Source organism: Actinoplanes sp. URMC 104 (assembly GCF_051386375.1).
In the GTDB taxonomy this organism is placed as follows: domain Bacteria; phylum Actinomycetota; class Actinomycetes; order Mycobacteriales; family Micromonosporaceae; genus Actinoplanes.
Genome location: NZ_JBPQTO010000002.1, coordinates 1,796,255 through 1,810,063, shown reverse-complemented (window position 1 = coordinate 1,810,063; position 13,809 = coordinate 1,796,255). Strand labels below are relative to the sequence as shown.

The window sequence follows — 13,809 nt, the reverse complement described above, 5'->3', positions numbered from 1 at the left end:
TCGCCGTGGGCGTAGCGAATCCGTTCGCGAGCCGCCCACGCCGCTCACTACGCTTGTACCTCATGAGTCACGTTCTCGCCGCGGTTGCCTGGCCCTATGCCAACGGCCCGCGCCACATCGGTCATGTCTCCGGCTTCGGGGTGCCCTCCGACGTTTTCAGCCGGTACATGCGCATGGCCGGCCACGACGTGCTCATGGTCTCGGGCACCGACGAGCACGGCACGCCGATCCAGGTGCAGGCCGACGCCGAGGGCGTGACGCCGCGCGAGCTCGCCGACCGCTACAACCGGGTGATCGTCGAGGACCTGCACGGCCTCGGCCTGTCCTACGACCTGTTCACCCGCACCACCACGCGCAACCACTACGCGGTGGTGCAGGAGCTGTTCACCGCGCTCGAGCGCAACGGCTACATCGTCAAGCGCACGACGCTGGGCGCGATCTCGCCGTCGACCGGCCGCACGCTGCCCGACCGCTACATCGAGGGCACCTGCCCGATCTGCGGCTACGACAGCGCCCGCGGCGACCAGTGCGACAACTGCGGCAACCAGCTCGACCCCGAGCAGCTCATCAACCCGCGCTCCAAGATCAACGGCGAGACCCCGGAGTTCGTCGAGACCGAGCACTTCTTCCTCGACCTGCCCGCCTTCGCCGAGGCGATCGGCAACTGGCTCGACCAGCGTGAGAACTGGCGCCCCAACGTGCTCAAGTTCTCCCGCAACCTGCTCGACGACCTGCAGCCGCGGGCGATCACCCGCGACCTCGAGTGGGGGGTGCCGATCCCGCTCGACGGCTGGCGCGACCGCACCGACAAGCGCATCTACGTGTGGTTCGACGCCGTGATCGGCTACCTGTCCGCCTCGATCGAGTGGGCGCGCCGCTCCGGCGACCCCGAGGCGTGGCGGCAGTGGTGGGCGGCCGACGCGCAGGGCAAGGACGCGGTCGGCTACTACTTCATGGGCAAGGACAACATCGTCTTCCACTCGGTGATCTGGCCGGCGCTGCTGCTCGGCTACTCGGGCGAGGGCGACAAGGGCGGCGAGCCGGGCGAGCTGGGCCGGCTCAACCTGCCCACCGAGGTGGTCTCCAGCGAGTTCCTCACGATGGAGGGCCGCAAGTTCTCCTCGTCGCGGCGCGTGGTCATCTACGTGCGCGACTTCCTGGAGCGCTACGACGCCGACGCGCTGCGCTACTTCATCGCGGTGGCCGGTCCCGAGTCCAACGACACCGACTTCACCTGGGCCGAGTTCGTCCGGCGTAACAACGACGAGCTGGTCGCCGGCTGGGGCAACCTGGTCAACCGGTCGATCTCGATGGCCGCCAAGAACTTCGGCGCCATCCCCGCGCTCGGCGAGCTCACCCCGGAGGACGAGGCGCTGCTCGCCGTCGCCAGGGCGGGCTTCGCCACGGTCGGCGAGCTGATCGGCAAGCACCGGCAGAAGGCGGCGATCAGCGAGGCCATGAAGGTGGTCGCCGAGGCGAACAAGTACCTCTCCGAGCAGGCGCCGTGGAAGCTCAAGGCCGAGGAGGACAAGCCCCGCCAGGGCACGATCCTCGCGGTCGCGCTGCAGGTGGTCAGCGACGCCAACACGCTGCTCACGCCGTTCCTGCCGCACTCCGCGCAGAAGGTGTTCGAGCTGCTCGGCGGCCAGGGCGTGCACGCGCCGATGCCGCGCATCGAGGAGGTCGACGACCTGGACGGCGGCCCGTCCTACCCGGTGCTCACCGGCGACTACACGACCGGCGCCCGCTGGGAGTCGGTTCCGCTGGTCGCGGGCACGCCGCTGTCCGCGCCCAAGCCGGTCTTCCGCAAGCTCGAGCCGTCGGTCGTCGACGAGGAGCTGGCTCGACTGGCAGGCTGACCTCCTACCGCCAGGCCCGTCCGTCCCGACAGGGGACGGGCGGGCCTCATTCATTTATGGGATTGATTCACATAAGGATGATCGGGTAGCGTTCGCGCTCCACGGGGGAACACCAGCGTTGCATCGAAACGGCTCCGTCCTGACGTGTCGCCGGGTCGATCGCGTCCCCTTCGTGCGGTTCAATCCCCTCGAAGGAGCATTTGTCTTGAAGTCTCGCCTCTCGCGTCCGCTTCTCGCGGCCGTCATCAGCGGCGCGTTCCTGGCCGGCGGCGGCGCGTTCGCCGGGCCTGCGTTCGCCGACCCGGTGCCGCCCGGCGCGCCCGGTTCGCCCGAGCCGACGAGCGCGCCGACCAGCACCACGCCGTCTCCGACGCTTCCGACGGAGCCGCCCGCCACCACGTCGCCGACCGACACGCCGCCGACGACGCCCACCAAGCCGCCGGCCTCGTCGCCGACCTCCTCGCCGACGTCGTCCGGCCCCACCACCACGACGTCGCCGGTCCCGCCGACGACGCCGCCGGTGACCACGCCGCCGCCCGCGGCCGACAAGACCGCGCCGACCGGCAACTTCACCCTGAACCGGTGGTCGATCTGGACCGGCCAGACCGTCACGGTGTCGCTCGGCACGATCAACGACAACGTCAGCGGGCCCGCGGAGATCAAGCGGGTGCTCACGTGGGGTGACGGCACCAGCCAGACCCTGCACCACACCGCGAAGAACATCACCCACACGTACAAGTCGTCCGGCAAGAAGCCGATCACGCTGACGCTTACCGACGCTGCGGGCAACAAGCGCGTCGTCAAGTCGGTCGGCCCGAAGGTCTCGGTGCCGGCGCTCAAGTACAAGCTGAACAAGTCGTCGGTCTGGCACGGCGAGAAGTTCGTCTGGGAGATCACCCAGGTGCCGGCCGGCGCCAAGAAGATCACGGTCAACTGGGGTGACGGGCGTTCGTCCGTGCTGCCGATCAAGAAGCAGAAGGTCACGCGGTACTACTTCACCACCCCGACCAAGGAGTTCGTCACTCCGGGCGCCAAGACCCTGCGGGCGGTCGTCTACAACAAGTACGGTGCGGCCGCCACGCTGACCGTGGGCAAGGTCACGCTCAAGAAGGACAGCTGGCGTCCGGTCCTCAAGCTCACCAAGCCGTCGAAGCCGGGCAAGGCCTCGTCGTGGAAGGCGATCAAGGGCACGGCCTCCGACAAGGGCGCGGGCATCAAGCAGATGTGGGCGGCCGCCATCGTGGTCAAGAGCAACAACTCGATCGTCTGCTACAACGGCAAGAAGTGGGTCTCGATCGACGCCGCGAACGCCGTCGCCTGCGACCGTCCGGTGAAGGTGTCGAAGGGCAAGTTCTCGTTCTCGGTGCCCCTGAAGAGCACGCCGAAGGGCTACCTCGTCATCGGCCTCGCGGCGGGTGATTGGGCCGGCAACCCTGACAACTTCGTCCCGTACGAGCAGCGCATCAGCTGAGTCCACCAGCAGTACGGCGAAGCCGGCGTCACCCCGCAGGGTGACGCCGGCTTCTGTCGTCCGGACCGTCAGTTGGTCAGCTCGACCCGGTTGCCGAAGTTGCCGTCCACGTTGGCATGCAGCCACTTCCGGCCGGCCTTGTCGATGGCGATGATGTCGTCGCCGCCCGAGCCGTTGAACTGCCCGCCGACGAGGTTCACGTAGTTCGACCAGTCATTGATGATCTGGATGCGCTGGTCGAAGCCGCCCTGCCCGTTGGACGGATACACGAAGGCGTTGCCGTTCGTGTGGAGCGCGATCAGGTCGCCCTGGATGAGGTTCGAACCGCCGAACTGGCCTCCGGCGATGGACCGGATCGAGTTCCAGCCCGTGCCGATCTGCTGCCTTGTCGGCGTGCCCGTGGTGAGGCCCTCGTAGCACCACAGCTTGCCGGTCGAGCGCTCCACAGCGACCAGGTCGTCGCGTCCGAACACCCAACCATTGCTGCAGTAGATGCCCAGGTTCAGCTCGCGCATCTGGTTCCAGTTGGTGCCGGCGCCGATCTCCTCGCGCGGTGCGGGCGCGCCCTTGAGCCTGCCGTAGTCCCAGAGCTTTCCGGTGCCGCGCTCGATGGCCACCGCGCTCGCCAGCGCGAGGTCGGTGGATCCCATCCGCCCGACGGCGAACTCGCCCATGTTGTTCCACGGCGTCAGCGCGGTTCCTGTGACCGGGGTGAGCTTCGTGCCGGACACCTGGCTGTACGACATGCTGGTCTCGCGGGCCTGCAGGAGGTTGTCCCGGGAGCCGACGAGCTGGCTCGCGAGGTCGCCGCATTTCTCGCCGGCGCCCTTGTCGGTCAGGGCCGGCGTGTTCGGGGCGTCGAACTTCCACGTGGAGTCGGCCTCGTAGTTGCACGGGTGGTCGTAGTCGCCGAGCACGCCGATCTGCGCCGCCACGAGCTGGGTGCCGAAGTGCCGCAGGAACCGGCCCGGCTTGCTCTTGGACTCCAGCGACACGTTGGACCCGGACTTGCCGGCCGTCGCGCACCAGGTGGCCGAGGTCTTGAGGGCCGCACTGCCGTCGTTGGCCGACAGCTTGACGGCGTTGCCGGACTCCCGCAGGTAGTAGCCGGGGTGGGTGACCGACTCCAGCGAGTGGCAGGCCGCGTCGCTGAGCCCGGTGACGATCCGCCACTTGGCATCGGTGAGCGACTTGTTCTCGCCGGTTCCCTCGAAGGCGACGGACGAGTTCGCCGTCGAGGCGCGCACGTACCAGCCGGTGCGGCCGGTGACGGTGGTGCGCAGCGTCTGGACGTTCAGCTTGTACTGGTCGTCCCGCAGGAACTTGCTGACGACCTCGTCGTTGCCGGCCAGCGCGGCGGTGGCCCCCGCGGCCAGCGCCGGGTGCACCAAGCTGTTCTCCGCCTTGGCTTTGATCATCCGAACCGCGGCCCGGTTGTCCTCGGCCTGCTTGGCCAGCCCCTTGGTGATGTCGAGATCACGCGCCGTGTGGACGCCGGTCTGGAGAAACTCCTTGTACTTCGCGGCGTCGTTGGAGGCCGCCGCGGCACTCGCCGCGGCGGCGACCTCCGAACCGGGATCGGCGTGGCTCAGCAGCTCGTAGATGAAGCCTCTGTCGTTGCCGGCGAGCATCTCGTCGGTGGCGATCACGCCGACCTGAGCCATCGCGTTGGTCTTGACGCCGCGCCAGATCCCCGCCTGCTTCTCGGCCTCGCTCTTCGTCTCGTCCGCGAGCATCTTGTCGGTGACGTCCTGCTGGTGCGCCTCGAAGATGCCCTTGGTGATGAACTCGTGCAGCCCGTCTGGGTCGTTGGCCTTGACGGCGTCCTGGGCCTGGGTCTTGACGTGACCCGGCTCGGAGCGGACGGCGACCTGCGCCACGAACTCGAAGTTCGTCATGCCCAGGACGACCGGCGTGGCTTCGAGGCCGATCGCGGCCGCGGCCGAGCCGCGGGCCTTGCGCGCGGCTGCCTCGTTCGTCTCGTTCTCCTGGTCCTGCTTGTTGGCGTCGAGGATCCCTTGTCTGATGTAGAGGGCGCAGATCGACGGCGTGCCGCCGCTGGCGTTCGCGTCGGTGAAGGCCTTGTTCGCGGTGCGGACGATTTCCGCGCCGGCGGTCGGCCGGATCGAGATCTCGTGGACGAAGTCGCAGTCCTTGAGTTCGATCAGGGCGAGGTCGTCGCCGGCGCCCACGAGCACGGCGGCGTCGTATTTCTCGTCGGCGGTCGCTTCCGGTAGTGGGTCGTTGTCGGCGGCTTGCAGGCTGCTGATGACCGGTGTGGCGGCCGCCTGGCCGGGCAGCAGCCCGGCTGTCACGGTCACCGCGGCCGCGGCGGCCACCAGGCCGCGCGTCGCACGTCGTGAACTGTTCATGGAGGGGAATTCGTCCTTTCAGAAGTCGCCGGTGCGTCAGTTGGTGAGCTCGACCCGGGCGCTGAAGTTGCCGTTCACGTTGGCGTGCAGCCACTTCCGGCCGGCTCGGTCGATCGCGATGACGTCGTCGCCGCCCGAGCCGTCGAACTGTCCGCCGACGAGGTTCACGTAGTTCGACCAGTCGTTGATGATCTGGATGCGCTGGTCGAAGCCGCCGGTTCCGTTGGCGGGGTAGAGGAAGGCGTTGCCGTTCTGGTGCAGCGCGATCAGGTCGCTGTTGTCGGTGTTCGCGCTGCTGAACTCGCCGCCGGCGATGGCGCGGATGGTGTTCCAGCCGGTGCCGATCTGCTGGCGCGTCGGCGTGGCGGAAGTCAGGCTGTTGTAGCACCACAGCTTGCCGGTGGAGCGCTCCACGGCCACCAGGTCGCCACGGATGGTCCGCCCGCTGGGAGTGCAGTAGTTGCCGATCGTCAGCTCGCGCATCTGGTTCCAGTTGGTGCCGGCCCCGATCGCCTTCCGGGGCGCCGGCGGAGTCGCGCCGCTGCGGTCGTACTGCCACAGCTTGCCCGTGGTGCGCTCGACGGCCACCGCGCTCCTGACCAGGGCCATCGAGCCCACGGCAAATTCGCCCATGTTGGTCCACGGGGCCAGCGAGGGCCCGGTGGCCGGGGTGAGCTTCGTGCCGGACAGCTGGCTGTAGACCATGGCGTCGTCACCGGCCTGCATGAGCAGGTCACGAGAGGTGGCGGAGGAGACCGCCCCGAGGTCGCCGCACTTCTCGCCGGCGCCCTTGTCGGTCAGCGCCGGCGCGTCGGGTCCGGCGAACTTCCACGTGGAGTCGGCCTCGTAGTTGCACGGGTGGTCGTAGTCGCCGAGCACGCCGATCTGCGCCGCCACGAGCTGGGTGCCGAAGTGCCGCAGGAACCGGCCCGGCTTGCTCTTGGACTCCAGCGACACATTGGACCCGGACTTGCCGGCCGTCGCGCACCAGGTGGCCGAGGTCTTGAGGGCCGCGCTGCCGTCGTTGGCCGACAGCTTCACGCCGTTGCCCGACTCCCGCAGGTAGTAACCGGGGTGGGCGATCGACTCGAACGAGGTGCAGGCCGCGTCGTCGAGCCCGGCGACGACGTCCCACTGGGCGTCGGTGAGCGACTTGTTGTCGCCGGTGCCCTCGAACGCGACGGAGGTGTTCGCCGGCGAGGCGCGCACGTACCAGCCGGTCCGGCCGGTGACGGTGGTGCGCAGCGTCTGGATCGTCGCCGCGTACTGACCGTCGCGCAGGAACTTGCCGACTGCCTCGTCGCTGCCGTCCAGCGCGGCGGTGGCCGCGGCCACCAGCGTCGGCTGCACCAGGCTGGCCTCCGCCTTGGCTTTGATGAGCCGGACCGTGTCCCGGTTCGCCTCGGCCTGCTTCGCCATCGCCTTCGCGCGGTCCAGCGCGCTCGCCGTGTAGACGCCGGTCTGGAGGAACGCCTTGACCTTCGCGGGGTCGTCGGAGTCCAGCGCAGCGTTCGCCGCGGCGGCGACCTCGGAGCCAGGCTCAGCGCGGTTCATGAGCTTGAAGGTGAACTGGAAGTCGTCGAGGACGAGCAGTTCGTCGGTGGCGACGACGCCGACCTGAGCGATCGCGTTGGCCTTGACGCCGCGCCAGATCGCCGCCTGCTTCTGCGCTTGGGTCGTCGTCTCGTCCGCGAGCACCTTGTCGGTGACGTCCTGCTGACGCGCCTCGAAGATGCCCTTGGTGATGAACTCGTGCAGCCCGTCCGGGTCGTTGGCCTTGACGGCGTCCTGGGCCTGGGTCTTGACGTGACCCGGTTCCGAGCGGACGGCGACCTGCGCCACGAACTCGAAGTTGCTCATGCCGAGCACGGCCGGCGTGGCCTCGAGGCCGATCGCGGCCGCGGCCGCTTCGCGGGCCTTGCGCGCGGCTACCTCGTTCTTCTCGTTCTCCTGGTCCTGCTTGTTCGCCTCGAGGATGCCCTGTCTGATGTAGAGCGTGCAGATCGACGGCGAGCCGCCGCTCGCGTTCGCGTCGGTGAAAGCCTTGTTCGCGGTCCGCACGATCTCAGCGCCGGCCCCCGGCCGGATGGCGATCTCGTGGACGAAGTCGCAGTCCTTCAGCTCGATCATCGCCAGGTCGTCGCCCGCCCCCACGAGCACCGCGGCGTCGTACTTCTCGTCGGCGGTGGCTTCGGGCAGCGGGTCGTCGTCGGCGGCCAGCAGGCCGGTGGTGATCGGTGTGGCGACCGCTTGGCCGGGCAGCAGCCCGACCGTCACGGTCACCGCGGCCGCCGCGGCCAGCAGGCCGCGCGCCGCACGTCTGGGAGTTCTCATCGGGTGTCTCGTCCTTTTCTGAGGGTGGGCAGCATCGACCGGACGGCCGTTGACGGCCGCCGGTTGGTTCGAGCTGGGAGATGTGTCAGGCGGTGGTGGTCGTCATCCGGAGCTCGCCGTCGCGGGCCTGCTGGAGCAGCGCCTGCCAGAAGCGCGCCTGCTCGGTCGCGGCCGTGGCCTGGGCGGCCCACGCCTGGCTGTTGCCCTCCGCCGGCGCGACGACCGGGGTCCAGTTGGGGCTCTCCGCGGCGGCGGCCGCGGCGGCGACCAGACGCCAGTTCTCGGCCTGTTCGCGGGCCACGGCCTCGGCGCCGGCCCATGCCGTACGGCCGGGGGACGTCTGTTCCCCGACGGCCTGCCAGGCGCGGGCCGCCGCGGCGCGAGCCTGCTCGGCGGCTTCCCCGGCGGTGCCGTTCGCGGCGAGCTCGGCCGCCTGCGCCTCGGTCAGCAGCCGGCTCACCGTCCGGCGCCACCGGACCTCGTTGTCGGCCAGCCGCATCCGGTGGACCTCGAGGTCGAGCGAGGCGCCGTCGATCCAGCCGTACGCGAAGAAGTCCACGATGTCGTCGTCCGTGGCGCCGGGTCGGGTCGCCCAGGCCGCGGCGGCGCGCACCTGCTCACCCGGATCGGTGTCGCGCAGCGCGGTGACGAAGTCGCGGTCGGCCTGCAGCAGCGCCCGGGCCTGGGCGCCATCGGCCGCCCGGGCGGCACGGTCCCGCTCCTTGGCGCCGGCATATCCGGTGCGCACGAAGCTCGCGCGGTCGGCGTCGGTGCCGTTCACCGCGTGCAGGGCGGCCGCGTACACCTCGGGCGAGACCCGCTGCACGGTGGCGGCCAGGACCCGCTGGGCGAAGTCGAGGTTGCGGGCCCGGGTGGCGGCGGCGCGAGCGACCGCCGAGTCGTAACCGGACGTCAGGAACTGCGCGACGGCACGCTCCTGGGCGGAACTGGTGAGCGCGAGGCGGGCGGCGACCCGCACGACCTGGCGCGGGTCGTCGGTGGACAGCCAGCGGACGAAGAACAGGTCGTCCTCGGCGGAGTAGAGGGCCGCCGCGGCCGCCGGTTGTGGCATTGCGAGAGTGGCGGGCACGGCGGCGCTCACCGCGAGCACGCCGGCGAGGAGCGCGGCTGACGCCGCGCCCATGCGTATGGACATTGATCCCCCGTGATGCATGACATTCACGACCGCGGATCCGGGGTCGCGGGCACAGCGTAGATCACACGCCGGTGTCCCAGGGGGCGCAGCGGGTGATCGAAGCCACATCCGTGCCCGGCGGACGGGGCAGACGCGTCGGTGGCCATCGTGTTTAGATCGCGGCCTACGTTGATCGTGATCGAAGTCCCCTCTTCCCGAACCCCTGCAGGGCCCCGTTGTCGCGGCGGCGCCCTGCCTCGTGCTGAACGGATGTCGCCGGTGACGATGCAGAGTCGAATGCGGACGCTCGCGATGGCGTCGTTAGCCGCGATGCTGATCGGTACGGGACTGTCCGTGCCGCCGGCCGTCGCGGCTCCGGCGGCGCCGCCGTCGCGCGCCGAGCCGGTCGGCGCCGACCTCACGATCCCGCCGTTGATCACCGAGGAGTGGGACGGCAAGACCGGTGTGAAGCCGCTCGACCCGCGGCTGTGGAAGCTGGTCGAGGACATCGCCGCGCTGCACGAGGAGCCGACCGTGCGGGCGGCCGCGGTCGTCGCCCTGACCGGCGACGACCAGTCCATCCGGACCTTCCTCACGGTCACCCAGCCGAAGCTCAAGGCCGAGGCCGCCCAGCGGCGCAAGGAGACCGCCGCGGCCAACCTCGCGAAGATCAAGGCGATGGCGGGCACGGGCGTGCCGGGCGGATATTTCAACGTCGAGGTCGAGCGGGTTCTCAAGGGGACCGACAGCGACCGGGACGCCTTCCTGGCCTACGGGGCGGACATCGCGCGAGCGCGCGACGAGCAGGTGGCCAAGAACGAGCAGGCCCGCCGTGAGCAGCTGCGGGCACGGCTGACCATGCTGGTCGCCGCGGCTCCGACGGAGTCGCAGGTGCGGGCCGCCGCGCAGGCCGCGCTGGCCGGTGACGACGCGGCGGTGGCCGCTTTCTGGGCGACCGGCTACCTCGCCGCGGCGCGGGCCGACGCGGCCGCCCGGGAGCAGTACCTCAAGGACCTCGAGGCGCGCAACAAGGCCGCCGAGGAGCTGTCCGACCTGGCCAAGCGCGCCAAGCGGGCGTCCGAGGCGCGGACCTTGCTGCTGCGCGCGCACGGCGACGGCGTACGGGCCCTGCAGCGCACGGCCAAGGACATGGCCGGCGCGGCGAACGCGGCGCGCCACGCCGAACGGGTCCTGGCCCGCCCCGGCACCGCGGCGTCGAAGTCGGCCGAGCTGAACGCGGCGAAATCGCAGACGGCGTCGTTCGTCGAGAACGCCGGCCGCGCCTCGGAACAGGCCCGCGTCGCCGCGACGATTGCGGCCACGCAAGCCGACGTCCTGATCGAGACGGGGCTGACGTACGGCGCCGAGTGGTCCCTGATCGCGCAGGGCATGAGCGAGGCGTCGACCGCGGCGGTCGGTGCGGCCACCACCGCGCAGCACGCGATCGACGCGACCATCGCGACGAACAACGCCCAGGGCGCGCAGGCGCAGGCCGAGGCGCACGCTAAGCAGGCCGCGCAGTGGCGCAAGCACGCCCAGGAGCACGCGGCGGCCGCGGCGAAGCTGGCGACGGCGGCGAAGAAGCAGGCGGACGCGGCCAAGACCGCCGCGGCCCGGACCGCCGCCGCCCGTCAGCAGGCAGAGGCCGCCGAGGCCAAGGCGTGGGCCGAGGCCGAGAAGACCCGTCAGCATCGCCAGGTCGCGGAGACCAAGGCGGCGGAAGCCAAGGCCGCCCGGCAGGTCGCGGAGCGGGAACGCGCCAACGCCGCCACGCACCGGGCGGAGGCCGAGCGGCAGGCGGCCGCGGCCCGGGCGGCCCGGTCGAACGCCGAGTTCCACGCCGGGGTCGCGGCCGGCGCCCGGCAGCGTGCCGAGGACGCCGACACCGCCGCGGGCGCGGCCTCGAGCAAGGCGTGGGTCGAGGAGGGCAACGCCCGCCGGGCGCGGGACGCGGCCGCGCAGGCCGAGCAGGACGAGCGGGCCGCGAAGGCCCGCGCGCAGGCGACGCGGGCCGCGGTCGCTGCGGCCGACAGCGACGCCGCGCGGGCGGAGGCGCAGGCGCAGGCCGACGAGGCCGAGAGCCAGGCGGGCGTGGCGAGCACCGCCGCGCGCTCGTCGCGGGCGGCGGCCAACACCGCCACCGGCGCCGCCGCTAACGCCCGCGGCGCGGCCGGGCGGGCGGAGCAGGCGGCCGAGCGCGCCTGGGCCGCGGCCGAGCAGGCACGCGCCGCGGCGGTAGCCGCGGATGCCGCCGCGGACCGTGCCGAGGCGTCGGCCAAGGCCACCCACGCCGCCCGGGTGCGGGCGGACGCGAAGGCCGCCGAGGCCACCGTGCAGGAGGTGCGTGCGGCCGAGGCCGCGAGCAAGGCGGTGGACCTGGCCGGCCGGGCCGCCGACGAGGCGGTGCAGGCGCTGTGGGCGGCGAACCGTACGCAGGCCGAGGCGGAGGCCGCCACCACTGAGGCGGTGGCGGCAGCGGCGCAGGCGGAGATCGCGGTGGCGGCGGCGACCGCCGCGGCCCAGTCGTCGGCCGGCATCGCCGAGCCGCACAACACCGCGCTCGCCATGGTGAGCCCGTTCGCCGGCGCGGACCTGGACGCCGACTTCGTCGCCGACGTGGTGGCCGAGGCCAAGGTCATCGGCGCCGAGCAGGCCGCGGCCGCGCAGCGCCGCGCCGACGAGGCGATCGCCGCCGCGGCGCTCGCCGAGGCCGCGGCCAACCGCGCCAACGCCGAGGTCAAGCCCGCCTTCGAGGCAGCCGCCCAGGCCGCCCGGTCGGCAGCCGACGCCGCGCGGTCCGCGGCCGAGGCCAAGGCGGCGGCCGCTCGCGCCGCAGCCGACGGCGCCGCCGCCCGGGAGGCCGCGGCGAGCGCGGCGCGGGCCGACGCCCAGGCCCGCGCGGACGCCGTCGCGGCCCGGCAGGCGGCCAACGAGGCCGCGAACGATGCGGCGATCGCCGGCCGCAGCGCCGCCGAGGCGCAGCGGGACGCCGACGCCGCCGGTGCGGCGGCCTCCGCGGCCGAGGCGGACGCTGCCGCCGCCCGGGGAGCCGCGGACGGCGCGGAAGCCGACGCGGCTGCCGCGGCGGACTCGGCGGCCAGCGCGCAGCGGTACGCGGACAGCGCGGCGACCGCGGCGAGCAAGGCCTTGGAGCATGCGGTGGCCGCCCAGCAGGCCGCGGAGCGTGCCGAGGCCGCGGAACGTCAGCGGGACCGCGACGCGGCCGCCGACGCGTACGCGGACGCCGTCGAGAACCCCGGGCCGGTCGACGAGGACCTGCTCGACGAGTTGACGCCGCAGGAGCGCGAGGAGCTGCTCAAGGCGCGCAGCGAGGCGGCCGAGAGCTTCTGGGACTTCCTGCGGGCCGAGGCGCCGCAGCTGCTCAAGGACCTGAGCGGCATCCAGGGCATCGAGGACTGCATCCGTACCGGTGACGTTCTGACCTGTCTGTACGCCGCGTCCGACTTCATCCCGGCGAAGCGGCTCAGCGGGTTCCTGTGGGACCTGGGCAAGTTCGGCGCCAAGATCCTCAAGTTCTTCACACGCACCCGTGGGGCCGGCAAGAAGGCCGACGACCTGCTGGAGAAGGCGAAGCAGCGGCAGCGGGCGAAGTCGTGCCCGATCCCGGGCGCCCCGAAGGTGCGGGTCGCGTCGGCGCGCGCGGCGGCGGCGAGTCCCGGCGGCAACAGCGGGAACTCGATCGGCGACCGGCGTGAGGAGTACATCGCCAAGCTGCTCGGCGGCTCGATCGCCAAGGACGACAAGGGCAACGACATCCCCCTTGTCGTGGATCAGATCGGGAGCACGGGCCTCGACGTTCGTGGGCCGAACGGGGAGTACGTCTTCGTCGGCGGACCCGGTAAGGCGGCCAGCCCTTCGCGTCTGGGTGACAAGTTGAAGGTCGCCAAGGCCGCGGCAGATCGTGACGGCGTACGGGCGATCTATTATTTCGACAAAGACACGCCGGAGGCGGCTATCAAGCTGGCCAAGAAGTGGTTCGGTGAAGGGAACGTGTTCTCGTTCGACGTGGACGTCGAGATTCCCGACAAGGACTGCGACTGATGTCCGACGCGTTCCTGTCCTGGTTCCGGTCGTCCCGCACCAGCGCGGAGGAGTTCTTCGCGCTGGCCGAGGACCTGCGGGCGGCCGGCCTGTCGATCGTCAACGAGACGCTCGGCACGGCGATCCTGCTCAACATCGAGGGCGACAATGTTCCGATGCCGGTCGACGAGACCGCCCGGCTGATCGGGCTGGCACTGGCGCCGCTCAACGTCAAATGGTGGGAGGGCGGGGGAGCCCTGGTCTCGTTGTTCGAGCCGAATCCCGTCGAGGGTGAGACGCAGACGTACTTTCTCGACGGGCAACCGCTGGATCTGCGGGACCGGCTCGCCGAAGTCCTCCTGCGCCGGGTCGCCAAGCAGCCGGACGATACGATCGGCTTGATCCTCGACCATGCAGGCAACTCGGTCGACTACGACTGGGAGCGGTTCATGCGGTACGGCCCGGTCGCGCTCGGCCCGGTGCCCGACCTGCTGGTGCTGTCGGCGCCGCTGTTCGAGCAGAGCGTCCCGGACGACTGGCGCGAGGACTTCCGCCGCGGCGAGGACGGGATGTACGTCCTCGACCGTCGCCGCTAGC

7 protein-coding genes are annotated in these 13,809 nt (G+C 71.4%); 4 read left to right on the top strand and 3 right to left on the bottom strand.

The window, feature by feature from the left end:
- Window positions 1–62 precede the first annotated feature (62 nt).
- Both metG and ACSNN8_RS09425 read left to right on the top strand, forming a co-directional pair.
- Window positions 63–1,859, top strand: coding sequence for a methionine--tRNA ligase (gene metG / locus ACSNN8_RS09430; RefSeq protein WP_436648264.1), 1,797 nt, complete (start codon window positions 63–65; stop codon window positions 1,857–1,859).
- A gap of 205 nt (window positions 1,860–2,064) precedes the next feature.
- Window positions 2,065–3,330: a hypothetical protein gene (locus ACSNN8_RS09425; protein ID WP_436648263.1), complete on the top strand. Its 1,266-nt coding sequence runs from the start codon at window positions 2,065–2,067 to the stop codon at window positions 3,328–3,330.
- A 68-nt stretch (window positions 3,331–3,398) separates the two neighbouring features.
- Here the strand turns inward: ACSNN8_RS09425 and ACSNN8_RS09420 are convergent, their stop codons facing one another.
- From ACSNN8_RS09420 to ACSNN8_RS09410, 3 genes are all read right to left on the bottom strand, one after another.
- Window positions 3,399–5,702: an AbfB domain-containing protein gene (locus ACSNN8_RS09420; protein WP_436648262.1), complete on the bottom strand. Its 2,304-nt coding sequence runs from the start codon at window positions 5,700–5,702 to the stop codon at window positions 3,399–3,401.
- Between the two features lie 36 nt (window positions 5,703–5,738).
- Entirely contained in the window at window positions 5,739–8,036 is a 2,298-nt protein-coding gene (locus ACSNN8_RS09415) for an AbfB domain-containing protein (RefSeq protein ID WP_436648261.1), read from the bottom strand.
- Between the two features lie 85 nt (window positions 8,037–8,121).
- Complete coding sequence (locus ACSNN8_RS09410; RefSeq protein WP_436648260.1) at window positions 8,122–9,192, bottom strand: hypothetical protein; 1,071 nt, start codon at window positions 9,190–9,192, stop codon at window positions 8,122–8,124.
- A 291-nt stretch (window positions 9,193–9,483) separates the two neighbouring features.
- Here ACSNN8_RS09410 and ACSNN8_RS09405 point away from each other — a divergent pair, with 291 nt between their 5' ends.
- Together ACSNN8_RS09405 and ACSNN8_RS09400 are read left to right on the top strand one after the other, a co-directional pair.
- Entirely contained in the window at window positions 9,484–13,233 is a 3,750-nt protein-coding gene (locus ACSNN8_RS09405) for a hypothetical protein (RefSeq protein WP_436648259.1), read from the top strand.
- Window positions 13,233–13,808, top strand: a complete 576-nt coding sequence (locus tag ACSNN8_RS09400; protein WP_436648258.1) for a hypothetical protein — start codon at window positions 13,233–13,235, stop codon at window positions 13,806–13,808. The genes ACSNN8_RS09405 and ACSNN8_RS09400 overlap by 1 nt, the downstream gene beginning before the upstream one ends.
- Window position 13,809 lies beyond the last annotated feature (1 nt).